Origin of the sequence: Streptococcus sanguinis (assembly GCF_900475275.1) — a bacterium.
GTDB lineage: Bacteria > Bacillota > Bacilli > Lactobacillales > Streptococcaceae > Streptococcus > Streptococcus sanguinis_N.
Genome location: NZ_LS483364.1, coordinates 471742 through 498061, shown reverse-complemented (window position 1 = coordinate 498061; position 26320 = coordinate 471742). Strand labels below are relative to the sequence as shown.

30 protein-coding genes are annotated in these 26320 nt (G+C 44.1%); 8 read left to right on the top strand and 22 right to left on the bottom strand.

What is annotated here, in order from left to right; all coding sequences use genetic code 11:
* Positions 1-466: 466 nt before the first annotated feature.
* From DQM55_RS02580 to DQM55_RS02515, 14 genes are all read right to left on the bottom strand, one after another.
* The gene (locus DQM55_RS02580) at positions 467-919 is read right to left on the bottom strand and encodes an acetyltransferase (protein WP_111675373.1); all 453 of its coding nucleotides are present in this window, start codon (positions 917-919) and stop codon (positions 467-469) included.
* Entirely contained in the window at positions 920-1765 is an 846-nt protein-coding gene (locus DQM55_RS02575) for an aldo/keto reductase (RefSeq protein WP_111675372.1), read from the bottom strand.
* A 76-nt stretch (positions 1766-1841) separates the two neighbouring features.
* Entirely contained in the window at positions 1842-2036 is a 195-nt protein-coding gene (locus DQM55_RS02570; protein ID WP_002903311.1) for a hypothetical protein, read from the bottom strand.
* A gap of 158 nt (positions 2037-2194) precedes the next feature.
* A complete protein-coding gene (gene nagA, locus DQM55_RS02565; RefSeq protein WP_111675371.1) occupies positions 2195-3346 on the bottom strand; it encodes an N-acetylglucosamine-6-phosphate deacetylase in 1152 nt (383 codons plus the stop codon).
* 240 nt (positions 3347-3586) lie between these two features.
* Positions 3587-3937, bottom strand: a complete 351-nt coding sequence (gene rbfA, locus DQM55_RS02560) for a 30S ribosome-binding factor RbfA (protein ID WP_002908941.1) — start codon at positions 3935-3937, stop codon at positions 3587-3589.
* Positions 3938-4112: 175 nt separating this feature from the next.
* Entirely contained in the window at positions 4113-6908 is a 2796-nt protein-coding gene (gene infB / locus DQM55_RS02555; protein WP_111675370.1) for a translation initiation factor IF-2, read from the bottom strand.
* Positions 6909-6927: 19 nt separating this feature from the next.
* The gene (locus DQM55_RS02550) at positions 6928-7224 is read right to left on the bottom strand and encodes a YlxQ-related RNA-binding protein (RefSeq protein WP_111675369.1); all 297 of its coding nucleotides are present in this window, start codon (positions 7222-7224) and stop codon (positions 6928-6930) included.
* Positions 7217-7513: an RNase P modulator RnpM gene (gene rnpM / locus DQM55_RS02545; RefSeq protein WP_002893558.1), complete on the bottom strand. Its 297-nt coding sequence runs from the start codon at positions 7511-7513 to the stop codon at positions 7217-7219. The genes DQM55_RS02550 and rnpM overlap by 8 nt, the downstream gene beginning before the upstream one ends.
* Positions 7514-7523: 10 nt before the next feature.
* Positions 7524-8780, bottom strand: a complete 1257-nt coding sequence (gene nusA / locus DQM55_RS02540) for a transcription termination factor NusA (protein WP_223323966.1) — start codon at positions 8778-8780, stop codon at positions 7524-7526.
* A gap of 59 nt (positions 8781-8839) precedes the next feature.
* Complete coding sequence (rimP, locus tag DQM55_RS02535; RefSeq protein ID WP_331813033.1) at positions 8840-9328, bottom strand: ribosome maturation factor RimP; 489 nt, start codon at positions 9326-9328, stop codon at positions 8840-8842.
* Positions 9329-9527: 199 nt separating this feature from the next.
* Positions 9528-10166, bottom strand: coding sequence for a tRNA (guanosine(46)-N7)-methyltransferase TrmB (gene trmB / locus DQM55_RS02530; RefSeq protein ID WP_002893561.1), 639 nt, complete (start codon positions 10164-10166; stop codon positions 9528-9530).
* Entirely contained in the window at positions 10163-10957 is a 795-nt protein-coding gene (gene ccrZ, locus DQM55_RS02525; RefSeq protein ID WP_111675367.1) for a cell cycle regulator CcrZ, read from the bottom strand. Before ccrZ ends, trmB begins: the two co-directional genes overlap by 4 nt.
* 50 nt (positions 10958-11007) lie before the next feature.
* Entirely contained in the window at positions 11008-12054 is a 1047-nt protein-coding gene (locus DQM55_RS02520; RefSeq protein ID WP_111675366.1) for an ABC transporter permease, read from the bottom strand.
* A complete protein-coding gene (locus DQM55_RS02515; protein ID WP_172454704.1) occupies positions 12051-12782 on the bottom strand; it encodes an ABC transporter ATP-binding protein in 732 nt (243 codons plus the stop codon). The genes DQM55_RS02520 and DQM55_RS02515 overlap by 4 nt, the downstream gene beginning before the upstream one ends.
* A gap of 68 nt (positions 12783-12850) precedes the next feature.
* Between DQM55_RS02515 and DQM55_RS02510 the strand changes: the two genes are divergently transcribed.
* Together DQM55_RS02510 and DQM55_RS02505 are read left to right on the top strand one after the other, a co-directional pair.
* Positions 12851-13261 carry an HIT family protein gene (locus DQM55_RS02510; protein ID WP_002893566.1) on the top strand — a complete coding sequence of 137 codons (411 nt, stop codon included), beginning with the start codon at positions 12851-12853 and terminating at the stop codon, positions 13259-13261.
* A 9-nt stretch (positions 13262-13270) separates the two neighbouring features.
* A complete protein-coding gene (locus DQM55_RS02505; protein WP_111675364.1) occupies positions 13271-13558 on the top strand; it encodes a hypothetical protein in 288 nt (95 codons plus the stop codon).
* Positions 13559-13678: 120 nt separating this feature from the next.
* Here DQM55_RS02505 and lytR read toward each other — a convergent pair whose 3' ends face one another.
* From lytR to DQM55_RS02480, 5 genes are all read right to left on the bottom strand, one after another.
* Positions 13679-14917, bottom strand: coding sequence for a glycopolymer--peptidoglycan transferase LytR (lytR, locus tag DQM55_RS02500; RefSeq protein ID WP_111675363.1), 1239 nt, complete (start codon positions 14915-14917; stop codon positions 13679-13681).
* Positions 14918-14924: 7 nt separating this feature from the next.
* Positions 14925-15446 (bottom strand): GNAT family N-acetyltransferase, encoded by a 522-nt coding sequence (locus DQM55_RS02495; protein WP_004185532.1) that lies wholly within the window; start codon positions 15444-15446, stop codon positions 14925-14927.
* Positions 15439-15879, bottom strand: a complete 441-nt coding sequence (gene tsaE, locus DQM55_RS02490) for a tRNA (adenosine(37)-N6)-threonylcarbamoyltransferase complex ATPase subunit type 1 TsaE (RefSeq protein WP_004185531.1) — start codon at positions 15877-15879, stop codon at positions 15439-15441. Before tsaE ends, DQM55_RS02495 begins: the two co-directional genes overlap by 8 nt.
* A gap of 139 nt (positions 15880-16018) precedes the next feature.
* Positions 16019-17440: an NCS2 family permease gene (locus tag DQM55_RS02485; protein ID WP_004185530.1), complete on the bottom strand. Its 1422-nt coding sequence runs from the start codon at positions 17438-17440 to the stop codon at positions 16019-16021.
* Between the two features lie 144 nt (positions 17441-17584).
* Complete coding sequence (locus DQM55_RS02480) at positions 17585-18214, bottom strand: DUF1361 domain-containing protein (RefSeq protein ID WP_004185529.1); 630 nt, start codon at positions 18212-18214, stop codon at positions 17585-17587.
* A gap of 96 nt (positions 18215-18310) precedes the next feature.
* Here DQM55_RS02480 and DQM55_RS02475 point away from each other — a divergent pair, with 96 nt between their 5' ends.
* From DQM55_RS02475 to DQM55_RS02450, 6 genes are all read left to right on the top strand, one after another.
* Positions 18311-19123 carry a Cof-type HAD-IIB family hydrolase gene (locus DQM55_RS02475; RefSeq protein ID WP_111675362.1) on the top strand — a complete coding sequence of 271 codons (813 nt, stop codon included), beginning with the start codon at positions 18311-18313 and terminating at the stop codon, positions 19121-19123.
* A gap of 217 nt (positions 19124-19340) precedes the next feature.
* Complete coding sequence (gene adhP / locus DQM55_RS02470) at positions 19341-20360, top strand: alcohol dehydrogenase AdhP (protein ID WP_111675361.1); 1020 nt, start codon at positions 19341-19343, stop codon at positions 20358-20360.
* A 461-nt stretch (positions 20361-20821) separates the two neighbouring features.
* Positions 20822-21817, top strand: coding sequence for a PTS sugar transporter subunit IIB (locus tag DQM55_RS02465; RefSeq protein ID WP_172454703.1), 996 nt, complete (start codon positions 20822-20824; stop codon positions 21815-21817).
* Positions 21818-21861: 44 nt separating this feature from the next.
* Positions 21862-22668 (top strand): PTS mannose/fructose/sorbose transporter subunit IIC, encoded by an 807-nt coding sequence (locus tag DQM55_RS02460; RefSeq protein WP_002893578.1) that lies wholly within the window; start codon positions 21862-21864, stop codon positions 22666-22668.
* 18 nt (positions 22669-22686) lie between these two features.
* Entirely contained in the window at positions 22687-23628 is a 942-nt protein-coding gene (locus DQM55_RS02455) for a PTS system mannose/fructose/sorbose family transporter subunit IID (RefSeq protein ID WP_002893579.1), read from the top strand.
* Positions 23629-23698: 70 nt separating this feature from the next.
* Positions 23699-24061 carry a DUF956 family protein gene (locus DQM55_RS02450; RefSeq protein WP_111675359.1) on the top strand — a complete coding sequence of 121 codons (363 nt, stop codon included), beginning with the start codon at positions 23699-23701 and terminating at the stop codon, positions 24059-24061.
* Between the two features lie 186 nt (positions 24062-24247).
* Here DQM55_RS02450 and DQM55_RS02440 read toward each other — a convergent pair whose 3' ends face one another.
* Genes DQM55_RS02440 through DQM55_RS02430 form a run of 3 tightly spaced genes read right to left on the bottom strand, consistent with a single transcriptional unit; the run spans position 24248 to position 26022 of the window.
* Positions 24248-24880, bottom strand: a complete 633-nt coding sequence (locus DQM55_RS02440) for a GNAT family N-acetyltransferase (protein ID WP_111675358.1) — start codon at positions 24878-24880, stop codon at positions 24248-24250.
* A gap of 13 nt (positions 24881-24893) precedes the next feature.
* Positions 24894-25472 (bottom strand): NAD(P)H-dependent oxidoreductase, encoded by a 579-nt coding sequence (locus tag DQM55_RS02435; protein WP_111675357.1) that lies wholly within the window; start codon positions 25470-25472, stop codon positions 24894-24896.
* The gene (locus DQM55_RS02430) at positions 25465-26022 is read right to left on the bottom strand and encodes a TetR/AcrR family transcriptional regulator (RefSeq protein WP_111675356.1); all 558 of its coding nucleotides are present in this window, start codon (positions 26020-26022) and stop codon (positions 25465-25467) included. Before DQM55_RS02430 ends, DQM55_RS02435 begins: the two co-directional genes overlap by 8 nt.
* Positions 26023-26320: the final 298 nt, after the last annotated feature.

Sequence of the window (26320 nt, the reverse complement as noted above, 5' to 3'; positions counted from 1 at the left end):
TTATCAGAGCATTTCACGCTTAGAATGCTTTAAAATTTTAACAAACACTAGTATTCGAACTTTAGAAAACCTGTAAATTATAGTAATCCACATCATCTGACAGATAGAAAGCATGAATTTTTTTACAAACAGGACTAATCGAAAACTTAATTGCTTAAAAACTTTAGTAAACACTCGTGTTCAGCTTTTAGACTGATTGGATATTTGGCCATAGATGACTCTTCGAGTTTTTAATGATTACCTTTCTCTCTCATCTCCCCACTCTCAAGGGCTCGATACCTTTTTCAATCAGTTGGGTGTAATTTCCAATTCTTGGGTCTTCTTCATCTAACTCCCCTATCTTAGTATTTCGTTGGATATTGGTCTCATTTTACATCTCTCATTATAGCATAGAAGCAGTTTGTTTTATAGTTTCTTCTAGTGGTAGAGATAAAAATCCCCAGCTCTTTTTAAACTGGGGATAGCTTTATATTTTTAATTCATACACTTCCTGCCAGCCGGCTGGTCCTAATATACGTTGGGGCTGTTTGCTAAAACCGGTCTCTCGGTAGAGATAGGAAGCGACTTGATTTCTCTCATTGACGCCTAGGATGATGCTTTTATACATAGGCAAATGCTCTCTTATGAAATCAGGCAAGAGCTTCAGCGTCTGACTACCGTATCCTCGCATCCGAAAGCCTTCATCCGTTGAAAAGCTACGAAGGAGCAGGCTCTCTGGCTGACCGCCATAAGTAAACTTCTTTTCTCCAGCATCCAAGATCAGAAAAGTTACGATTTGATGTTCTACAAGGCCCAAGATAGCATAGCGATTTTCTAAGTCAGCAACAGCCTGACTGGGATGACTGGTAAATCTCAAATCGGTTAAATGGTAAGACTGCAGAGCTTGCCTATCCGAACTTCGATAGAATCGGATTTTCACCTAAAAATCCATCCCATCCGGATTTGGTGCGCCACCAGCCAAACCGCTGACATTTTTGAGTACTTCCAAATCAGCAGCATCTAGCTCAATGCCAAAGCAGTCCAGATTGCTGGCAATCCGGCTCGGAGTGACCGACTTAGGTAGAGGCAGGAAGCCTTCCTGCAAGCTCCAAGCTAGCGCGACTTGAGCAATGGTCTTGCCATATTTGTCTGCCACAGCCTGTACAGCTGGATTTTGGAAGAGCTCGCCTTGACCAAATGGTCCCCAAGCTTCCAGTAAAATCTCGTGCTCACGGCAGAAGTTCACCGCTTCTGTCTGATAGACACCTGGAGCCAGGCGGATTTGATTAACAGCAGGAGTCATGCGAGCTGTTTCAAGCAAGGCTTCTAAGTGATGAGGCAGGAAATTGCTGACGCCAATCGCTCGAATCTTTCCGAGATTATAAAGATCTTCCATAGCCCGCCAGACCTCAGCATTGCGCTTTTTCCAAGCATCATTTTCCCTCAGGGGTTTGGGATTCGGCCAGTGGATGAGGTAGAGATCCAGATAGTCCAGTCCCAACCGCTCCATTGAGGCCGCAAAGGCCTCTTGAGCCTCCTCATAAGTATGAATGTCATTCCAAAGCTTGGTCGTGACGAAGAGCTCCTCCCGCGGAATGCCGCTGTCCTTGATTGCCCGTCCAACACTCTCTTCGTTCTTATAGATGGCTGCCGTATCAATGTGACGATAACCTGCCTTGAGAGCGGCTAATGTCGCTTGATAGGCTTCTTCACCATCCTGAGCCTTCCAAGTACCGAAGCCCAGTACAGGAATGCCAACACCATTGTTCAAAAGATATTCTCTCATCTCATGTCTCCTTTACAAGTTCCATCTACTGCCTTCAGCAAGGCAGCTGCTATAGTGTTCACAAGAGCAGAACTGCTCACTTCTTTTCTTTTTTCTTCAGTATTGGCTTGGGTTTAAAGATATTTTCCTTAGTCGGCTCCATGCCTTTACTGAAAAAGCTATAGATAATGAAAGCAACTCCTGCGACAAGGATTAAGATTCGTCCAAAGATCAGTCCCGCCAGCAGCAAAACAAGTCCCATTATCAGAAATTTCGCATCAATTCGTTTCATAGCCTACTCCTGTTTACATTATAGTTTCATTATAACACGCCTAAGAAAGCAATTCAAATCTAGAAGAAGGCTATCAAATAGCTTGACAACCAAAAAGAACAGGTTGCCCTGCTCTTTCTGAAAAATATAAGGAGACTAATTTAAAATACCTGCGGTTCTCATACATGGAATCGTTCTTGACCATCAAGATAAGTAGCTACCAGCTCTAAATCTTTATCTAAAACGATAAAGTCAGCATCGTAGCCTTCCTTGATCTGCCCGCAGATATCATCAATATGGACTGATTTTGCTGGAATCAGGCTAGCCATCATAACCGCCTGATGAGGATTGGCAATGCCCCATTTGACCACATTTTTCAATCCGTCCTTGAGTTTGAGGATAGAGCCAGCTAGATTGCCCGTTGACTTGAGCCGAGCTGTTCCTTCTGCCACAACCACTGGAAATTCTCCTAGCATGTAGTCACCATCTTCAAGACCTCCTGCGGTCATACAGTCAGTAATGAGGGCAATATTTTCATGTCCCTTCTGCTTGAGCAAGATGTCACAGGCCTTAGGGTCCACATGATGGCCGTCACAAATCAGTTCCGCATAGGTGTGGGGCAACTCGTACATGGCACCAACCATGCCCAGCTCCCGGTGGGTCAAGCCCCGCATACCATTGTATGCATGCACCCAGACACTGGCACCTGCTTCGACCGCAGTTTTGGCTTCATCAAAGGTAGCGTTAGAATGCCCCAGAGCAACAGTCACGCCTTCATCAGTCAGCGTGCGGACAAATTCCTCTACGCCATCACGCTCTGGTGCGAGAGCGATCTTATTGAGCAAGCCATTTGCGGCTTTCTGCCAAGCACGAAACTCATCCATGCTAGGATCTTTCATATAGGCCGGATTTTGGGCACCCTTATACTTCTCGGTGAAGTAAGGCCCTTCAAAATAGAGACCGCGAATCTTGGCCCCACTGGCTTCTTGATAGCGTGCACCGATATTTTCAGTGACTGCTAAGAGCCGCTCATAGGATGAGGTCAGGGTTGTTGGTAAAAAGCTAGTCACACCAGTAGTCAAGAGACCCTCACTCATGGTATGAAGAGTTCCTTCGATGTTATTGTCCATTACATCAACACCGCCGAAGCCGTGAATGTGAGTATCCACCAGACCCGGCGCAATCGAGTAGCCGCTGTAGTCTATGACTTCTGCATCCTGCGGAACAGACTGCACCAACTTGCCAAACTTGCCGTCAATCAACTCTAAATAACCGCCCTGACGGATTCCCTGAGGATAGAAAAATTGATCTGCTTTGATATATGTAGGCATAAGACTGCCTCCCTTGTTCTTGAATGCTATATTCTCGGCCATTCAAAGCGGAAGTCTGTGATAGAGCTAGCATCTTTCTATAGCTGCTTTCTAACTTCCGCTTTTGAATCTCTGAGTTTTCTTGACTATATTATAACTCTTTCTTTTTTATTTGTAAATGGTATATACCTATTTTTACGAAAAATTGTTATATTAAATTAAAAAACAAGAAAACCCAGCCATGACAGCTGAGTTTCTGCTTTACTTTTTATCTAAATCGCGCAGCATCTGGTCGATCTTATTGCCATACTCGATGGATTCGTCCTTGACAAAGGTCAAATCTGGAATCTTGTACATCTTCAGATTGTGACCCAGCTCTCGCTTGATGGTACCGGTCGCTTTTTCCAGACCGGTCTGAGCTTTTTGATTATCAGAGGCCAGATTGCTCATAATCGTGTAGTAGACCTTGGCCATGGATAGGTCGCCCAGCATTTGAACATCGGTAATGGTCACTCCCTGCACCCTCGGGTCACGAACTTTCTTCTGCAAGATTTCATTGACTTCGCGCTTGATTTCCATACCCACACGGTCTGTACGAAAATTATTTGCCATGAGATTTCCTTTCTAATTTTTCTTTTCTGCAATATAAGCTAGGCTAGGCCTAGCTTATATTTTAGTTTTAATGAATGAAATTCGATCTAAACTCTTTGTGAAAAAGATGTGGAACTAGAAGTATCAACTTCCACCAAATATGATTTCACTGCGAGTTTTTAACGGACTTCTTATCTTATTTCTTAATTTCTTCCATGATATAGGCTTCGATCGTGTCATCTACTTGAATGTCATTGTAGCCATCAATCATGAGTCCACCTTCACGGCCGTTGGTAACTTCCTTAACATCATCCTTGAAGTGCTTGAGGCTGGCAAGCTCACCATCGTAAATCACGACGCCGTCACGGATAACACGAACCTTGGAATCACGGGTAACTTTACCATTGATAACCATAAATCCACCGATAGTACCAACCTTGGAAACCTTGAAGGTTTCGCGGATAAGAGCTTCCCCAATGATCTTTTCTTCGTATTCTGGATCCAGCATTCCCTTCATGGCATCTTCCATTTCTTCGATAACCTTGTAGATAATGCTGTGGAGACGGATTTCGACATCGTCAGCTTCTGCCTGCTGGCGAGCTTGAGATGTAGGACGAACGTTAAATCCGATGATGAAAGCATTTGAAGCTTCCGCCAGTGTCACGTCAGATTCATTGATAGCACCAACCGCTGAGTGGACGATGGTAATCTTAACGCCTTCCACTTCAATCTTCTGCAGGGAAGCAGACAGGGCTTCTACAGAACCTTGCACATCAGCCTTGATGATAACATTGACAGACTTAACTTCGCCAGCTTTGAGGGTATCAAAGAGATTTTCCAGACTGACACGGTGAGTAGCTTGACGCTGTTTGAGAAGGGCACGTTTGGCACGTTCTTCACCGGCTGCACGCGCAGCTTTTTCATCTTCATAGACCGCAAAGTGGTCACCAGCCATCGGAGTTTCATTGAGACCAGTGATAGAAACCGGTGTAGATGGTCCTGCCACCTTAACACGACGGCCCAGGTCATTGGTCATAGCCCGAACCCGACCGAAGGTATTTCCAACAACGATTGGATCCTGCACATTCAGAGTTCCCTGCTGAACCAGAAGGGTTGCGACAGCACCTTTTCCTTTATCCAGACGGGCCTCGATAACTGTACCAATCGCTCGAACAGTCGGATCTGCCTTGAGTTCTTGGATTTCAGCCACCAAGAGGACTGTTTCCAGCAAGCTGTCGATATTTTGATTGAATTTCGCTGAGATTTCAACAAATTCAGAATCTCCGCCCCAAGCTGTTGACATGACACCATGCTCAGCCAATTCACCAATCACGCGCTCAGGATTGGCACCTGGCTTATCAATCTTGTTAATGGCTACGATGATTGGGACATCAGCCGCCTTGGAGTGGTTGATAGCTTCGATCGTTTGCGGCATAACACCGTCATCAGCCGCTACGACCAGGATAGTGATATCCGTAACAGAGGCACCACGGGCCCGCATAGAAGTAAAGGCCGCGTGTCCAGGCGTATCCAAGAAAGTAATCTTCTTGCCGCTTTCCTCGATCTGGTAAGCACCGATGTGCTGAGTTATACCACCTGCTTCGCCTGTTGCTACGCGAGAGTTACGCAGGGTATCCAAAAGGGTTGTTTTACCATGGTCAACGTGTCCCATGATGGTTACAACCGGTGGACGCTCTACCAAGGCATCTTGGTTGATATAACCTTCTTCTACGAAGAAGCGCTCAATGTCAGCTGTGTCAACTTCCACCTTCTTCTTAGCTTCGATACCGTAGTCCACCATGAGGAGCTCAATAGTATCGCCGTCAAGAGATTGGTTTTGCGTTGCCATCACGCCCATCATAAAGAGCTTCTTAACAATTTCAGCTGGCTCGCGCTTGATCCGTTTTGCAATTTCTGCAACGGTCATTCCGTCTGTATATTCAAATTCAGTTGGCAACTCATGGAACTTACGTTCTGTAACAGGTTTTGGTGCCTGATTATTGTTGCCCTTTCCTTTTTTATTTTTCTTGTTTTTATTCCAATTACTATTTCTTTGATTTCTCACTTGATTTTGACTGCTTCGATTCTTTTGTTGTTTTCTTGGACCTTCTTCTTCGCGATCAAAATCATCGCGCTTCTTATCTGGTCGAGCTTGCTTCTTACGACGCGTATCCACAGCGGCTGGCGCTGGACTTGGATTCGCCGCTGGAGCAGATGGAGCTGGTGCAGGCTGAACTGGTGCACTTGCTTCTGCCTTAGGCTGCTCCTTGCGGCGGTTTTGCCGTTCCATAACTTCTTTTGCTTCCTGAGCTTGCTTAAAGCGTTCCTCGCTGGAGCGAGCGTATTCAGCATTCTGCTCTGCTTTCAAAGCTGCTGCTCGGGCCTTAAAGTCAATCTTCGGTCCTTGAGGCTGTTGGCGGTTTTGACCGTTAAATCCTTGATGATTCTGACCATTTCGGCGGCCATCTTGACCACGATTATCGCGACGGTCATTTGGACGATTGCCCCTATCTCGGTCGTTGCGGTTTCCGCGATTCTTATTTCGATTATCACGGTCCTCACGTTTGCCTTGCTCTTTGTTTTGTGGTTTGCGGTTGCCTTGCTGCTTCCGACGCGCTGCCTCTTCCTTGGCTCTCGCTTCACGCTCTGCCTTAAAGTTCCGGCTTTGCGGGCGCTTGACAGGCGCTGCCGTTTCTGCTTTCGCTTCTGGCTTAGCAGCTGCTTTTGCTTCTGTCTGTTCTGCCTTGACTGGCGCCGCCTCTTTGGCAGGAGTTTTTTGCGGTGATGGCTGAGCTGCTGTAGGCTTTTCTGCAGTAGCTTGAGGTGTGGCTGCTTTTTTCGTAAAGCTGGATTTGATTCGTTCACCAGCGTCAGCTTCTACGCTGGATGAATGACTCTTGACATCCAGACCCAGCTCCTTCGCACGAGCCACTACCTCCTTGCTTTCTTTTCCCAGTTCTTTGGCGATTTCATACAATCTTACTTTAGACAAATCTTGTCCTCCTCTTCTATTACATAAGAGACCTCATTTTCTTTGTAAAACCAGCATCTGTCACGGCGAGCACTTTTCTGGCCTTGCCAATGGCAGAGCTTAATTCCAGTGTTGAAAACACGGTTGATACTTCTACTTGGTAGTAACGACTTTTATCAGTGATTTTCTTGCTGAGATTAGGAGCTGCATCCTGGGCCAAAAAGACCAGATGTGCTTTTCCCTCCTGGATAGACTTAACGGTCAGCTCCTCACCAGAAATGATGCGGCCAGCCCGCTGAGCCAGTCCCAGCAAATTTGCAAGTTTCTCTTTATTCAAGACCTAACTCTCTTCTTTTGACCTTATGATCAACATAAGCGATTAACTCATCATAGAAAGCCTCATCCACTTCCATACTAAAGCTGCGGTTAAAGACCCGCTTCTTCTTAGCTTGAAGGGCTTCTTGATTATCCAGCTTGATATAGGCTCCACGGCCGTTGGCCTTGCCTGTCGGATCGATAAAGACTTGACCTTCCTTGTTCTTGACAATCCGCAGCAAATCACGCTTGTCAATCACTTCGTTGGAGACCACTGATTTTCTTAAAGGGATTTTTCTTGTTTTTGCCATTCCAGCCCCCTTAATCTAGTTCTTCAGCTTCGCTTTCTAAACCAGCTGTTTCTAGTACAGTTTCCTCTGCAGCTGCGTCAAAGTCTGTTGCTTCTGCTGCTGAAACTTCTGTCTCCAAAACATCTGCATCCGCAAGAATTTCTTCAGCTTCCTGAGCAAATCCGCCCAGTTCATTGGCTGCTTCCATTTCTTCAAACTCTGTGGCAGACTTGATATCGATTCTAAAGCCTGTCAAATGAGCTGCCAAGCGTACGTTCTGTCCGCGACGGCCGATAGCCAGAGAAAGCTTGTTGTCCGGTACAACAACCAAAGCCCGCTTGTTATCTTCTTGGTTAAAGATAACTTGGTCAACCTCTGCAGGAGCAATAGCGTTGTAGATAAATTCAGCTGGATCTGCTACCCACTCGATGACATCGATATTTTCTTCAGTCGGCACCATACGGCCACTCTTGGGATCGTATTTGGCAGGATGGAACTTGCTCGTAATTTTCTTGATATTAGCTCCACCGCGTCCGACGATTGTACCGATGGCATCCACATTAGGATTGTGGCTGCGAACCGCTACCTTGGTCCGATCGCCAGCTTCCCGTGACACGCTCATGATTTCTACAGTTCCGTCATAGACTTCTGGGATTTCCTGCTCCATCAAGCGCTTAATCATTTCTGGATGGCTGCGGCTAACAAAGACATTGACACCGCGAGGATTGTCTTCTACCTTATAGACAAAGACTTCGATACGATCGTGAGAGGCAAAGACCTCACCAGGAATCTGGTCTTGCTTCGATAATTGTGCTTCAATGCTGCCAAGATTGACATAGATAAAGCGATTGTCAAAGCGCTCCACCGTTCCTGACATGATTTCATTTTCATGTTCTTTGTAGGTATTGTAAGTGATAGCACGAGTTTGTTTGCGCATCTTTTCCATGATGGTTTGCTTAGCAGACTGAGCAGCGACCCGGCCAAATTCAGCTGGCGCTTCTTCAAACTTGATCTTATCTCCCAACTCATAGGCTGAACTGATAGCCAAGGCATCTTTGAGACTGATTTCCAAACGGCTGTCAAAGACCTCGTCCACGACTTCGCGAACAGTATAGACACGGAAATCTCCTGACTTTTCGTCAAACTCAATAGCTGCGCTGTCTGCCTGACCATAGCGACGACGATAGGCTGAGCGGAGTGACTCAGTCACTGCGTCAATGATATCTTCTTTCTTGATTCCTTTGTCTTCTTCCAAAATACGGAAGGCCTCTAGCATTTCTTTACTCATTTTCATGTGACTTTTGCCGAAACAAAAGTGTTCCTTTCTTTTCTATATTGCTTCTGCGGCTAAAACTTAACGGCTAATCTGGCTTTGGAAACCAGACTGTAGGGAATTTCGACTTCTTTTCTGCGAGTCTTGTCCAGATATTCCATGTGCAGAACATCCTCTTCAAAGCTCAGCAAGGTGCCTTCAAAGGCTTTCTGCTTGTCAACAGCCTTATAGAGACTGACATGGATATAGCTTCCGACTGCATCGGCCAGCTGTTCCTTGGTCTTGAGCGGGCGCTCCAAGCCAGGACTGGTCACTTCCAGAAAATACTGTTCTGGGAAGGGATCTGGCTTGATTTGATCCAAGAGCGGACTGATAATATCCGTCAAATCCGCTGTATCATTGACCGTAATGCCCTCAGGCTTATCTACAAAGACACTGAGAACGTAGTCCCCGCCCATCTTTCCGTACTCAATATCGACTAATTCATAGGGGGCCAAAATGGCTGGTTCAATAACCTCCCTCACCAATTCAACAATCGTTGCGATATGACGACACCTCCTCACAGATAAGAGGCGAAGATACTTCCTCGCCTCTCTTTCCTTATTCATTACTAGTATTATAGCACGACAAGTCCCAGAATGCAAGGGAAATGTGTCTTACAAGCTTTTAAAGACAGAATGCTACTTAAAATACTCTTATTTTTAAGCAAAATTCTTTCCTAATAATAAAGTCTTCAAGGAGTATTTCCTCAAAGACTTTTTCTTATTCAAACGCTGCTTCCACCCGGTAGATAACTTGTCCTTTGTTAGCAAATTTCTGCTCATACTCAGTCAGGACATTGTCCTCGAAGTCGCTGGCATGCAAATCCAACCACACACCCTTTAACTTCATACCATACTGAGAAAAGCTTACTAGGCTATATTCAAAAAGGCCACGGTTGTCCGTTTTGAAGTGGATTTCTCCATTTTCTGGCAAAATCTGCTGATAGGTCGCCAGAAAGGACTGATAGGTCAGACGGCGCTTTTCATGACGTTTCTTGGGCCAAGGATCCGAGAAGTTCAGATAGAGGCGGTCAATCTCGCCCTCTTCAAAATAATCAGTCAGATCCGAACCGTCCACCCATAGAAGCTTGATATTGGGCACATCCGTTGCTAGCACCTTGTCCAAGGCATAGCTGAGAACCGATTTCTGAATATCAATCCCGATGTAGTTGATCTCAGGATTGGCCTTGGCCATACCGGATACAAAAGCTCCTTTACCGCTGCCAACCTCTACATGAATGGGATGGTCATTGCCAAAAATCTCCTGCCATCTGCCCTTGGCGTCTGCCGGATTTAAAATCACATACTGGGGATGCGCCTCTAGCAGTTCCGTCGCTCCCTTACGATTCCTTACTCTCATTGTCCTCTTCCGTATTTGGAACGGAAGTTTCGTAATGCGTAAATCTCCCGGTTCACATTTTCTAAATCATTGTTTTCATAGTATTTGGCAATCTGCATCAGATAAGAATACTGACCAAACCAGTATAGCTTATTGAAAACAGTCTGATTATACTTATAGCCATAAGCACTCAGCCACTCTTGCCAACCTGAATCAGGCACATAATGGCTTAAAATATGTGCTACATCCATCATCCTGTCTGTCAGGCGCACAGAATCCCAATCCACCAAGTAAATAAGCCCGCTGTCGGTCTCTACCCAGTTGCTGTGGCGCACATCTCCGTGAACGATGGTCGCGTAGTCCTCACGAAAGGCTGGTACTGTCTGGCGTAGGTCGCGGATAACTGATTGCAGATATTGATTATTCCTCAAAGCAAGCGGCACTTGATTGAGCCAGGCATTCAGCAAATCAGTTGGCATTTCCAAAGTATAGCCCAGCTTGGTCAGCTGCGTCATCAATGGGCGCGAGCGATGCAGCCGTGTCAAAATGTTGATGACCTGCTTTTTGGACATATCATTTGGGGTCAGAATAGTGCCTGAAAGCCACTCCTGCCCGCTCATTACGTTGCCGTCCGGCATCCGGCGGCTCCACAAAAGCTGCGGTGCGATTTGTTCTCGAGCTAAGCCTGCTAAGATAGGGGTTGTATTCATCTTGACGAAAACGCGTCCCCCGTCCGGATAAGTCCCCATATAGGCCTTTCCGCTCTTACCAGCTATCGGTGTCAGGGTCAGCTCGTTATCAACCAAGTCCATATTTCCCCTCCGTAAAAAGTTTCTTTATCATTTTACTAGTTTTACCTCTTTTAGTCAACCAATCTCCGTAACTTAAACGGCAGATAGAACAGATAGAGTAGGGCAGTCGCTCCCAGCATGGCCAGCACTGCTGTCTTGTCTTGGAAAAATAGCAGAGCAGTCAGCACTTCAGCCAAGAGAACGCTGATGCCAATCGAAGTAATAATTTGTCTGGTTCCCTTAAGCTTTTCCCCTCTTTCTATCGGAAAAAGCTGGGTCAAAAACTGATAGTCAAAAGCTTCATACAAGGCTGTCAGCTGGAAGACTAAGAGGTAATTGAACAAGACCGCAAAAGCTGCAGCAATCCAAGTTTGACTGACAAAAACCAAGGCCAAAAGAGCCAAAAAGAGCAGTCTCAAGGTCAGAGCAAAGAAGTCTCCATTTCGCAAGTAAGAGCGCAAAAAGAGATTCTGCCAGGTCTTGCCATGCTGCTTGCCCACAAGTCTCGTCAAACCATCCAGATAAGCCCGGCGCTTGACACTGTTTGAAATGCCTTTAACATTGGTAAAGAGAGCAAAGAAGCGCAGAATCATCTGCTTTCGGGCTGCTTCATAAGCCACCAGCGCCTGCCAATCTAGGCCATTTTTAGTAAAGAACTTCTTGGCCTTAGCCTGAAACAAAAACCATTTTAAGACTAGCATAAAGAGGCAGTAAAGCCCGAAGCCCCAAACAGGCAATCCCAGAGCCAGAAAAAGCGGAGCTAACAGTAGCAATAGCCCAGTCTGTAAGACTGCGTACAAGAGATAAGAACGTAGAATCTGTCCTTTGATGAAAGACTTGACTTCTGCTTCTCTGACCAAGAGAAAGAGAGCATCCGGCTTTTCCAGATAGGTCGCAATCCGTCCAAAGGGCAGGATAAAGAGCGATAGAATAACCAGACTAGCAATAATGGGTAGGTGATTGGTCGGAAAATGCCGCAAAAGCTGACTGTACTGAACACCTAAAAATCCCATAAAAATCAGCAGAAAGAGTACGAAATGATCATTAAAAACATAGCGCAGGTATTTCAGACACTGCTGACGAAAATCCTGCTTTCGTTTGGCAAATAATTCTTTCATAGCGCTGCCTCTTCTGTCAGGGCTAGATAGATGTCATTCAGGCTAGCATCCGGCATTTGAAATTGAGCACGCAACTCAGTCAAGCTGCCCTTGGCCCGCACTTGACCCTTGTGCAGAATTACAAAACTATCGCACATCTTCTCAGCAGAGTCCAAAACATGGGTGCTCATCAGAATGGACTTGCCCTTCTTCTTTTCCTCCTCCAAGAGCTGGATAAGGTCTGCAATAGCTACCGGATCCAGACCTAAAAAAGGCTCATCTACGATAAAAAGGCTGGGATCAACTACAAAAGCACAGATAATCATCACTTTTTGCTTCATCCCTTTTGAAAAGTGAACAGGGAACCAATCCAGTTTTTCCTTGAGTCGGAACATTTCCAATAGCTTATCCACACGCTTAAAAGCTGTCTCCTGCTCAATGTCGTAAGCCATAGCTACCGTCTCAATGTGCTCGCGCAGGGTCAATTCTTCGTAAAGACTAGGCGTTTCCGGAATAAAACCGATCTTCTTGCGGTAATCACTGGGATTAGTCCGCAGCTCCAGTCCATCAATCTGAATTTGCCCCTTATAAGGCGTCAGAAGACCAATAATCTCATTGATAGTCGTGGACTTGCCCGCACCGTTGAGACCAATCAGACCAACCAGCTGGCCATTGCCCACTTCAAAGCTGACATCCTTTAAAACCGGGATATTAACATAGCCGCCCGTAAGCTCTTTGATTTCTAACATATTTTCTCCGAATTCTGGTATAATGGTTCTTATATTATAACAAAATCTAGCGAATAGAGGTACCATTTATGGCTGATTGTATTTTTTGTAAAATTATTGCTGGAGAAATCCCTTCTTCTAAAGTCTATGAAGACGAGAAAGTCCTTGCTTTTCTGGATATTTCCCAGGTAACACCAGGTCATACCTTGGTTGTCCCTAAAGAGCATTTCCGAAATGTTCTGGATATGGATGCCGACAGCACCAGTCAGCTCTTCGCTCGCGTACCTGACATTGCTCGAAAGGTGATGAAAGCCACAGGTGCAGCCGGTATGAATATCATCAACAACAACGAAGAAATTGCTGGACAGACTGTCTTTCATACCCATGTGCATTTGGCACCGCGCTACAGTGATGCAGATGACCTCAAGATAACTTTCGCAGCCCACGAACCAGACTTTCCAGCTCTGGCCGAATTAGCTGAAAAGATTGCACAAGCTTAAGGAGGGAATATGAAACTTTCAAATATTTTCCTATTTATCGGTGCCGCAGCAGCCAGTTACAAACTGGTCGAAAACCGTCAAAAAATTCAAGAAGAAATCATTGAAACAACAGATAGTCTAGACAAAGTAAAGGACAGTCTAGCCAATATTCAACGAAATATTGCCATCATTCAAGAGCAAAAAGAGCAAGTCAAAGACATCGCTCAAGAACTTACTTATAAATATAAAGTCCTTGAAAACCAAGCTCAAGTGCAGATCCAGCAAGTCAAAGACATCTGGGAAAAGTACGAGTCTTGATAGAGAAAAGGTGGTTGATAGGGAAACAAAAACTCCAATCCGCTACCGCGTCAAGAACCTCCTGTCATTACCAAAAGAGGCCGAGACATTTTGTCCCGGTCTCTTTTTATATTTAACTTTTTACTCTGTAGTCGCATTGACTACTGGCTGACTTTGTGGGGTGCTGACACTGACATCTGTAGCTGGGGCAGAGGAAGCTGCTGGAGCAACCTGAGTCGTATTCGTAGTTCCAACTGTTGTATCTGTCGTCGGATAAGAATAATTCTCATAACCATTATTATAAGTAGGCTGACTATAAGAATTCTGGTAACTGCTATAGCTTTCTGTGCTGCTAGATGTACTGCTGCTATTGCTGCTTCTTAGACTGTTGCCGCCCATAATATCTTCATAGAGAACAGCATTGGTCTTCAGACTCTTAACTGTGTCCAAGCCCAGAGACTTGCGGATTAGATTCTGCATGCTCAGCAGATGCTCTGACGTCACTAGCTGATAGCTTCCACCATCAGGCAAGGTCGCATCTTCTCCACGCAGCTGCTCAGACTTAATGTTTTTAAAGGCGTCTTTATAGCCTAACAATTGAGGAATGCTTTTTGAATCAAGCGCGATATTAGTCTGCATATTGTTGCTGACAGCTTTTAAAATAGTCTGATAACGGCTGAGACTGTTGAGACTAAGAACTTTTTCAACCACTTTCTCAATTACTTCACGTTGACGCTTTTGGCGGCCATAGTCGCTATCTGGATCCTGATAGCGCATGCGAGCATATACCAGCGCTTGATCACCATTGATTTTTTGCTTGCCAGGTTCCACCTTGGCAGTATACTCAGGCTCATTATCTTCAATAGAAATTGGGAAGTCAAAGGTATTATTGACCTCAATACCACCTACTGCATCTACTAACTGAACCAAGCCCTGCATATTAATCATCACATAGCGGTCGATGTGGATATTCATCAAGCCCTCAATAGTCGAAATGGCTAACTCTGCTCCGCCTGTCGCATAGGCGGCATTCAGCTTGGCTTCAACTGTCTGACCGTTTTCGTCAATCTGAGTCAGAATATCACGTTCCAAACTCATCATGACTGTTTTCTTGGTCTTAGGATTGACACTCAGGAGAATCATGGTATCGCTGTTCCCGACCCAAGTATCCTCGCGGGATCCGCTCCCTGTATCTACACCCATCAGCAAGATAGTCATGGGCTTAGTTGCAGAAATAACATCTGTCTCATTTCCCAAACCCTTATAAGTCTTGGACAGTTCATCTGTTGACTGACCATAAATCGTCCAAGCATAAGTACCGATACCAGCTGTCGTTACGACAAGGAGACTGAGAAACATCATTATAATCTTTTTAAACATATCTTTTTTAGTCTATCAGCTTACCCATCAGGTAAACATCAAGAAATATCCCTTCTTTTAAATAGGCTCCTCTTTTTTGTAAGCCTTCAATTTCAAATCCTAAATCTTTATAGAGGTGAACTGCTCGTTCATTTCTAACCTGAACGCTCAATTCCAAACGTCTAATAACTTGAGAATCTTCTGCCCAAGTCAATGCCTCTTCCAGCAATATGCGTCCCAGTCCTTGGTTCCAGAAAGCTTTCTTCACTACAACAAAGACTTGACCAATATGGCGAATTCGCTCATGGAAATCAGCTGTGATGCTGACAAGGCCAGCAATCTTACCATTCAAAAGCGCCAACAGATAAAGCTGATTACTGGAAGCAGCCTGATGCTCAATGAATGAAGCCATCTCCTCTTGATTCATCAAGATTCCAGCCTCATCCAGCGTCATATAATCTGACTCAGACCCGACCTGATTGAGGAAGGCAATCAGATCAGCAGCATCTGTTTTTTCCGCTTCTCGCAAGCATAATTCATATTCAGTCATTCTGCAGTTCCTCAAGCAACTCTTGGGCTCGCTTTCCTTTGGCTTCAAAAACCAATTCACGCCCGTCTTCCTTTTTCAAGAGGCTTAATTTGAGATAGTCTTCAGGTAGATTTTCTCCTAGCAGCTCTCCCCATTCAATGACCGTCACACCCTCCCCGAAGAGAAAGTCATCCAAATCAATGGAATCTGGATCGCCTCCGATGCGGTAGACATCCAGATGATAGAGCGGCAAGCGCCCCTCGTATTCCCGAACAATGGTATAGGTTGGACTTTTAATCATCTGACTGATGCCCAAACCTAGAGCCAGACCCTTAGTAAAGGTTGTCTTCCCTGCTCCTAAATTTCCCGTTAAAACCAGTACGTCCCCTGCCTGAAGCAATTTGCCCAGACGCTGACCCTGCTGGATTAATTCTTCCTCATTATGACTAAACATTCTCTTATTATACCAGAAAAAAATTTTTTCTGCTTAATTTTGCAAAAGAAAAATCAGCCAGGAAAAGTTGATTTTTTATACTGAAAATATAAGCTATCCAAACTTTACTAGACACAAGGAAATCCAGCAATGTTTAGACCTAATTTAAAGCCAAATTTACGAAATTCAAAATAAAGAGAAAATCCAAAATCCAAATCATAGAATGCACATCCTTAGCTTGACCTTTGAAGATTTTGACCAAGGTGTAGGTAATAAACCCAGCTGCTATCCCGTGAGTGATAGAATAGGCAAATCCCATAAAAATAGAAGTAAAGAAAGCTGGAATGGCTTCTGTCATATCATCCCAATGGATATTTTTTAAGCTAGCCAGCATCATAATCCCCACGATAATGAGAATCGGTGCAGTTGCAGCATTAGGAACAATAGCCAAGAGTGGGCTAAAGAAGCTTGATACCGCAAAGCAGATGGCTACGACCAAGGCTGTCAGACCTGTTCGGCCCCCAGCTCCGATACCAGCTGCAGACTCCACATAAGTCGTCACGTTAGAGGTTCCAGCAATGGCGCCAATAGAGGTTCCGATGAGGTCCGAGTAAAGCGCCTTATCCAAGCCTTCTGATTCATGGTTTTCCCCAGAAGTCGCCACAATCCCGACCTTTTCGCCTGTACCGATTAAGGTACCAATGGTATCAAAAATATCTGTCAATGAAAAAGCTAGAATAGCCATAAATGTCTGAGGCCAGCGAGCTGAATCTGCTAAAAGGGCACCCAGACCTTTCGGACCTACTGCCACCCCAAAAATCTGCCCCAGTTCATTAACAGCAGTACCAATGTTATTCTGCCCAAAATCAATAGATGACAAATCAACCAAGCCAACCAGAATAGCCACAACTGTCGTGACTAGAATGGATAGGATAACACCACCCTTGATATTTTTCACGATAAAGAAGATTGTGATGGCCAAACCAACTAGGGCTACTAGGACCGCTGGATTGTTAAAGTCTACCAGGCCTGGAGTTGCTGCTGAATTAGCCGTAATAGCCGCTGCAGCTTTATCTGCTCCCTTGCCAGCTACTGTATAGTTTCCCGGATCGATTGAAAACTTGAGCAAGCCAGCATTTTTAATACCTACATAAGCCAGAAAGACTCCAATCCCTGCTGAAATAGCTGCTCGCAAGGAGCCTGGAATTGACTCAATGATCATCTTACGCACCTTGGTCAAAGTGATAATAAGCGAAATAATTCCGCAGATAAAGACCATAGCCAAGGCTTCCTGCCAAGTGTAGCCCAAGGCAAAGACGACCGTAAAAGTGAAAAAGGCATTCAACCCCATACCCGGCGCCTGCGCATAAGGCAGGTTGGCAAAGAAGGCCATCATCAAGGTGCCGGCAACAGCCCCGATAATCGTAGCTAGAAAAACACCCTGCTTGGGCATACCTGTCTGAGCCAGCATGGCCGGATTGACAAATAAAATGTAGGACATGGCAAAGAAAGTCGTCAGACCCGCCAAAACTTCTGTCCGGACATCTGTCCCTTTTTCGGTCAGTTTGAAAAATTTATCCATTTTTCAATAAATCTCCTTTTGAGTAAAATTTCTAATATCTAGTTCAACAAAAAAGAAAAAAGATTGAATTTCGTTTATTTGCGAACGATAACTTAGATTATAATAAAAAACATTCACTTTTTCAAGATGAATGTCTCGCTATTCTTATTTTTTATTATCTCTCATCAGAAATACCAAACTCATAAACTGTAAAAAGGCAAAACCAATAATGAAAGGCAGACGATTAGGCTGCAAAGTTTGCAAAAGCTTCTGTATAACCAGCTGTGGATGAAGCAATAAATCCCAGCTATTGAGGCGATCATAACGTCCTATATAGATAGCCAGACTGGACACAACAGACAGAGCTGCCGTCAGCAATAGATCCAAATACCAGTTAAGCTTCCAGCCTTCCTTGATGACATACCAGCTCTCCATCCCACAGAAAATCCCGAATAAAATACTGGAAACAAAAGCTAAAAAGAGCAGGAAAACACTAGGCTTACTCAGAACATCTGCCACCCAAGTCATGTGAATCAAATCTGTAATCATATAGAAAGTGTTAGGGAAGAAAAGCAACCACAGTAGGAAAAGAAGAGGATAAATCCATTTCTGCTTCTTGAATAAAAGTGTCAAGACAGCTGCATCATAGCTAATTAAGGTCAAGGTCATATTCCAGATGAGATAGGTCGGACCGCCATTTAGAGATTGGATATAGATAAAAAAGGCAATCATCAGAAAAAGAGCATGAATCATGATCGGTTTACGCATACGAAAAGCTCCTCCTTGGTGTGTCATAATTGTGACTGATTAGAGCACCATTATAACATAAGTCGTGTTATTTACACTGAATTCTGTTATAATAGTCTGTATTATCACTGAAAAGAGACTCACATGACAAAAAAAGTAATCGCTGTGGACTTGGACGGAACCTTGCTTGATTCTAACAGCAATTTGTCTGACTTCACCAAAGAAACCATCAAAAAAATTTCCCAAAAGGGCCACAAGGTCATTATCACAACAGGCCGGCCCTACCGCATGGCTTTGAAATATTATAAAGAATTAGAGCTCAATACGCCCATGATCAACTTCAATGGCTCTTTGACTCACATTCCAGAAAAGAAATGGGAGTTTGAAAAATCGCTGACGCTGGATAAGTCCTTTCTGCTGGATATGGTTAAGCGTAGGGATGAGATTGAAGCGGATTTCATTGCTGGCGAATACCGCAATAAATTCTATATCACCAATCCCAACGAGGAAATCGCTGATCCCAAGCTCTTTGGCATCGATGCTTTCAAACCAGAAAACCAGTTTCAAGCTAATCTGGTAACGGAGAATCCTAACGCCATTCTCCTGCAGACACGAGCAGCTGACAAATACGCTCTGGCAGAGGAAATGAATGCTTTTTACCAGCATGAACTTGCCATCAACTCTTGGGGCGGCCCACTCAACATTCTCGAGTGTGCTCCCAAAGGGGTCAACAAAGCCTTCGCCCTTCAGTACCTGCTTAATGTTCTCAATGTGGATCGTAAAAATCTGATTGCCTTTGGTGATGAGCAAAATGATACTGAGATGCTGTCCTTTGCTGGTACTGGCTATGCCATGAAAAATGCCAATACTGACCTGCTGCCCTACGCCGACCAGCAATTATCTTTGACTAACGACCAAGATGGCGTCGCCCACGAGCTCAACAAACTCTTTTTATAAAAGTAGACAATTAGCCAAACTCTGTTTGAGAGTTTGTCTTTTCTTTTTTGTCTTCTCTCGACCTCAATCATGCTCAAAAGCTTTAAAAATAGAAGCTTATCCGCCGTATCATAGTTTTAAAGGTTACTTTCGCTCACATTTGTAAGCGTTTGCCATTTGTTCGAGTTTGTGATATAATTAACATAATCAAAAACTAAATAACAGGAGGAAACTACTTATGAAAGCAGTTGTTGTAAATCCAGAAGGAACCAATGTCCAACTCGTCGAAAATAAGGAACTTCGTCCTCTTGAAACAGGGGAAGCTCTCGTTGACATTGAATACTGCGGTGTCTGCCATACGGACCTGCACGTCGCGCATGGTGACTTTGGCAAGGTACCGGGTCGCGTTCTCGGACATGAAGGTATCGGTATTGTCAAAGAAATTGCTCCAGATGTAAAAAGCCTCAAGGTCGGAGACCGCGTCAGTGTCGCTTGGTTCTTTGAAGGCTGCGGCGCTTGTGAATACTGTACAACTGGTCGCGAAACCCTTTGCCGTACAGTAAAAAATGCTGGTTATTCCGTTGATGGTGGGATGGCAGAGCAATGTATCGTAACTGCTAATTATGCAGTCAAAGTTCCAGAAGGACTCGATCCTGCCCAAGCTTCTTCTATCACCTGTGCCGGCGTAACTACCTACAAAGCTATTAAAGAAGCCCAGCTGCAGCCAGGACAATGGACAGTAATCTTTGGAGCAGGTGGATTGGGTAACCTAGCGGTGCAATATGCCAAGAAAGTCTTTAATGCCCATGTTGTCGCTGTTGATATCAACAATGACAAGCTAGCTTTGGCTAAAGAAGTCGGTGCTGATATCGTCATCAACGGCCATGAAGTTGAAGATGTCACTGCTCTTATCCAAGAAAAAACTGGCGGTGCGCATTCTGCAGTAGTAACAGCCGTTTCTAAAGTTGCCTTCAATCAAGCTGTTGATTCTGTTCGTGCTGGCGGTCGGGTAGTTGCCGTTGGATTGCCATCTGAAATGATGGACCTCAGCATTGTCAAAACCGTTTTAGATGGTATCCAAGTCATCGGTTCCCTCGTTGGTACACGTAAGGACTTGGAAGAAGCCTTCCAGTTTGGCGCTGAAGGATTAGTGGTTCCTGTCGTTCAAAAACGCCCTGTTTCAGATGCTGTGGATGTCTTTGACGAAATGGAAGCGGGTACCATTCAGGGACGTATGGTACTTGACTTCACGCACTAATCCTTTAAAGCATGTCAATCCCAACATTTACCAAACTCTTGGAAACGTATGATGGGCAGACTTGATATTATTTAGAAACTTTTGCCATTATAGAGGGAGACTAAAGACATAAGATGCGATTTTTTGTCTTTGGTCCTCCTCTTTCTTTTTTGATAAACAAACACTTTCTTAAACACGATTCTTTTCTTTCATTTCAAAAGTCTCTTTCATATTATTTCAATATCTTTTCATATATCAACCTATTGTATTTTCTGTTTTCCTAATTTATTAAAACATTTCTATATCTATGGTTTGCTTATACCTATATTTATCAGGGGTTCAGCAAATACTGACATTTTTGAAAGAAAATGTTCTTTTTAAAGACAAACGCTTGCATTTTTCATGAAAACGTTTTATAATAAAACTGCCTTAAAGTTTTCTTAAAACTTAAGTCAAACATTTTATAAGGAGGAATGTCAATAATGAGTATCGGAATCATTATTGCTAGCCACGGTGAATTTGCTGCTGGTATTCATCAATCAGGTTCTATGATTTTCGGTGAGCAGGAAAAATTACAAGTTGTTACTTTCATGCCCAACGAAGGACCAGATGATCTCTATGCAAAGTTCAATGACGCTGTGGCTTCGTTTGATGCGGACGATGAAGTGTTGGTCTTGGCTGACCTTTGGAGTGGCTCTCCATTCAACCAAGCTAGCCGTGTCATGGGTGAAAATCCAGACCGCAAGTTCGCTATCATTACAGGCTTGAACCTGCCTATGCTGATTCAAGCTTATACAGAAAGGATGATGGATGCCAACGCCGGCGTTGAAGCTGTTGTTGCTAACATTATCAAAGAAGCCAAGGAAGGAGTCAAAGCTCTGCCTGAAGAGCTGAACCCTGCTGTTGAAGAAGCAACTGCTCCTGCTGCAGCTGCTCCAGTTGCCCAAGCAGCAATCCCTGAAGGGACTGTAATCGGTGACGGCAAGCTCAAAATCAACCTTGCCCGTATCGACACACGCTTGCTGCACGGTCAGGTAGCAACAGCTTGGACGCCAGATTCAAAAGCAGATCGTATTATCGTTGCCTCTGACTCAGTAGCTCAAGATGAACTTCGTAAAGAATTGATCAAGCAAGCTGCACCAGGTAATGTCAAAGCCAATGTTGTCCCAATCGACAAATTGATTGCTGTTTCAAAAGACCCTCGCTTTGGCAACACTCATGCCTTGATTCTGTTTGAAACTCCTCAAGACGCCCTTCGTGCTGTTGAAGGCGGTGTGCCAATCAAGACCCTTAACGTTGGTTCTATGGCTCACTCAACTGGTAAAACGATGGTCAACAACGTACTGTCAATGGACAAGGAAGACGTTGCTACTTATGAAAAGCTGCGTGACCTTGGCGTTGAATTCGACGTACGTAAAGTACCAAATGACTCTAAAAAAGATTTGTTTGATTTGATTAAGAAAGCCAACGTGCAGTAGAATCAAACGTTTTGCTTTTATTAATTTACGAAAGGATTTAGAACATGTCTATTATTTCTATGGTTTTAGTAGTCTTTGTTGCCTTCTTAGCTGGTCTAGAAGGTATCTTGGACCAATTCCAATTCCACCAACCGCTGGTTGCTTGTACCTTGATTGGACTGGTAACTGGTAATTTGGCTGCCGGTGTTATGCTGGGTGGCTCTCTCCAGCTGATCGCTCTTGGCTGGGCTAATATCGGAGCTGCTGTAGCACCTGATGCCGCCCTCGCTTCTGTTGCCGCTGCCATCATCATGGTACTGGGTGGAGACTTCTCAAGCAAAGGAATCGCTGTAGCACAAGGTGTTGCTATTCCACTTGCTGTTGCTGGTCTCTTCTTGACTATGATTGTCCGCACTTTGTCAGTCGGTTTGGTTCACGGTGCAGATGCTGCTGCGAAAAAAGGAGACATTAAAGGAGTTGAACGCGCTCACTTCATCGCTCTCTTCATGCAAGGAGCACGTATTGCTATTCCTGCAGCACTTCTTTTAATGATTCCTGCTGAATCTGTTAAATCTGCTCTTGAAGCTATGCCAGCTTGGCTATCAGAAGGTATGCAAATCGGTGGTGGCATGGTCGTAGCCGTTGGTTATGCCATGGTTATCAACATGATGGCAACTCGTGAAGTATGGCCATTCTTCGCTATTGGTTTCGCTTTGGCTGCTGTCAGCGAACTCACTCTGATTGCCCTCGGTGCAATTGGTGTCGCTATTGCCCTCATCTACCTTGCCTTGTCTAAAAAAGGCGGAAATGGTGGCGGTGGAGCAACAGCTTCATCTAACGATCCAATCGGCGATATCCTAGAAGACTACTAAGAAAGGAGACACACTATCATGACAGAATTAAATACTGTAAAACCTGATGAGTCAGGAAAATTGACTCTTTCAAAGGCTGACCGTCAAAAAGTTTGGTGGCGTTCTACTTTCTTGCAAGGCTCTTGGAACTACGAACGTATGCAAAACTTGGGCTGGGCTTATTCACTGATTCCAGCTATTAAGAAGCTTTATACTAAAAAAGAAGATCAAGCTGCTGCTCTTGAGCGTCACTTGGAATTCTTCAACACTCACCCATATGTAGCAGCTCCAATCATCGGAGTTACACTTGCGCTTGAAGAAGAAAAAGCAAATGGTGCAGCAATTGACGATGCGGCTATCCAAGGGGTTAAAATCGGTATGATGGGACCTCTGGCTGGTATCGGAGACCCTGTCTTCTGGTTCACAGTTCGTCCTATCCTTGGAGCACTTGGTGCATCTCTTGCTTTGACTGGAAATATCATTGGTCCACTTATCTTCTTCTTAGCTTGGAATGCTATCCGGATGGCTTTCCTCTGGTACACACAAGAATTGGGCTACAAGGCTGGTTCTGAAATCACTAAGGACATGTCTGGTGGTATCCTCCAAGACATTACCAAAGGTGCTTCAATCCTAGGTATGTTTATCTTGGCTGTTCTGGTTGAGCGCTGGGTATCTATTAAGTTTGTCTTTAACGTTTCATCTGTTAAGCTAGATGATAAAGCATATATTCATTGGGACAAATTGTCTAGTGGCTATAAGGGTATCCAAGAAGCATTTGCTCAAGTAGGCCAAGGACTATCTCAAACCCCTGAAAAAGTTACAACTTTCCAACAAAACTTGGATTCCTTGATTCCTGGTTTGATGGGACTGCTTCTAACTTTTGCTTGTATGTGGTTGCTTAAGAAGAAAGTATCCCCTATCACTATCATCATCGCCCTCTTCGTAGTTGGTGTACTAGCTCACGTTGCTGGTTTGATGTAATCAAAAAGAAGGTTTCGGCCTTCTTTTTATTGTGGTATAATAGCTATATTATTTAAAAGGGAGTTACTCTATGGCACAGTCACAAAATAAAACAGTTGAGTTTAATACCACTGGCGTTTCCTATCTTGGATTAGGCGGAAAGGTTGGGAAATTTCTAATCGGCGAGACAGCTCTGGAGTTTTATGCTGATGCCAATGTAGAAGATTATATTCAGCTGCCTTGGTCTAGCATCACTACTATCGGTGCTAATGTTTCTGGCAAAAAAGTCAGCCGCCATTTTGAAATCTGGACTGACAAGGGAAAGTTTCTCTTTGCCTCCAAAGATTCTGGTAAGATACTCAAAATTGCGCGGGAGCATATCGGCAACGACAAAGTCGTTAGATTGCCGACTCTGTTACAAAAAATTGCTGGAATCTTTAAGAAGAAAAAATAGGGTTGAAAAAGTTTCTGCCCTATTTTTTATATTTCCGACTAAGACAAAACCAGCTTGTACCACCAAAATGGAGCTAGCACAAAAAATTGGAAAGTGAATCAGTCTGAGAATGCACTATTTCAGCCCCTTGAAATGATGGGATGAAGTAAGCTGATATTATCAATGCAAGACCGCATCATTAGATTTTCAAAAAGGATAAACATCAGCTAAATTTTTCTCGAAAGTCCATGTCTTGACACCTTCAACATCACGGACATCTAGTTGTTTAAATCCGTTCTTTTTGTAAAAACGACAGTTGCTTTCTGTATGAGTAATTAAAGTAAGCCGCTGGCATTTTTCTTCTTTTGCAAGCAATTCAAGTCCCTTTGAGATAAAAAGACCGCCAACTCCCTGTCCTTGATAATCAGGCAGCACACCCAGCAATTCAAGATAAAGAGTTGAAATACCCCTTTTTTTAGCTTCTTTACTGCCCTCCCCAAAGACTTTTTGAAAGGCTAAAAGCTGGGGAATATATTGCCACATCCTCCATGCTCCTGCCCGCAAAAAGGAAAGCATACCGACAGGATGATTACCGAGCTTATGAATGGTAGCGACCGCCATAAGACGCCCGTCCACTTCAGCAAGTAGGCAAATATGATGACGCATCGCCGCCTTAACCATAACTGCATGCAATCTATTTAGAAAATCAATATAAGACTGACTGCTGCCAAAGAGAGGACGGAATTTTTCTCTGTAGATCTCATGCTCAGCAAAAGCAGCAGTTAAAACCGAGACTGCTGCAGCAAGATCCCTTTCATCTGCTCTTCTAAAACGAATCATGATAACTACCTCTTCAAATCTTTTCTGCTAATTTTTCTAAAAAAGCTTGACGTTTTTCAGCTGTAGACTGAGAAATATTCCCGAAATTCAACCAACGGCGCTGTCTAGCACCGATAGACTTAAAGGTATGGCCCAACATGGCTTTCTTGACGACATCACCACAGAAATACTTAAGATAGAAGGTCGGTGCTGCAGAGGTAGTAATAGCTAACACCTCTTTAATATTGGTCAAACAACCAACTAACTGGCGAGTCTTCGTCTCCTCGTAAATCTTATTTTTCAAAAATACCTTATCTTCAAAGCCCTTGACAATAGCTGGCATATCCGCCCACCAGATAGGAAAAATCATGATAAGGCGGTCACAGGACGCAAGAGCTTCCTGATATTTTAAAACCAGCGGGTCTAGTGCCTGCCCTTTATTAAAAAGCGCTAGCTCTTCCTTGGTATAGACAGGATTAAAACCATCCTCATAGAGATCGACCAGTTCATAGGTCTGACCTTTCTTCTCCAACAAGTCCTGAACCTGCTCTAAAATAGCATGGTTAAAGCTTTTATCATAGGGATGTGCATAAACAATGAGATTTTTAATCATGTTTGTAACCTCCTAGTAAATCATTGAACATTGAGCGATAGACTTCCTCATCAAAAGGCTCCAAGCCTTTGGCAATAAAATGGCCATAGCCTGTGATGAAAGTGTCCAGCTTGAGCAAGAGAATCTTTTTTTCTTTCTGACTCTCAATAGGCAGCCGATCCAGATAAGCCACTGTCTTGTTCCCGATTTCCAGAAGCTCACCTTTCCGATAAGCCTCTGTCGCCACAGGACTGAAAAAGAGAAAATCCATCATCTGACTGTTGGTCTCATATTCCGATAAAAGAAAGAGTCCTATCTGCCAAATGCAATCCAGAGGATCAGAGACTCCATCTAGATACTGCTCCTCTAAACGCTTAAGCTGCCTCTGGTTTTCCAAAAGACAGACCTGATAATAAAGATCCTCCTTGTTCTCAAAAGCCTTGTAAAAAGCACCAGTCGTAACCCCCAGCAGAGATGCCAGTTTTCTCAAGGGAATATTCCGATAGCCATACTCTCTGATAAGCTGGCTTGCCTTCTCAATCATACGGTCGCGCGTTGTTTGTTTTACCATAAGAACTCCTTCAGATAACTATGTTACCTTTATTTAAAGATAACATAGTTATCTTTTTCTGTCAAGATTTTTCCTATCCTGGGATTTACATTTTCCGGAAAATCCTGTATAATAGTCGAAACGGATAAGTACTATTGGGCACTTTTCAGAAAGTCTGCGGTGGCTGTGAGCAGATAAGGAGAAAATAGGAAATTCTACCGTTAGTTTAAAAATGAATAATTAAGCAAGTGCACTTTTGTGAAGTTGGATGGAACCGCGGCTCTGCCGCTCCAACAGTTTCATAAAGTGCTTTTTATTT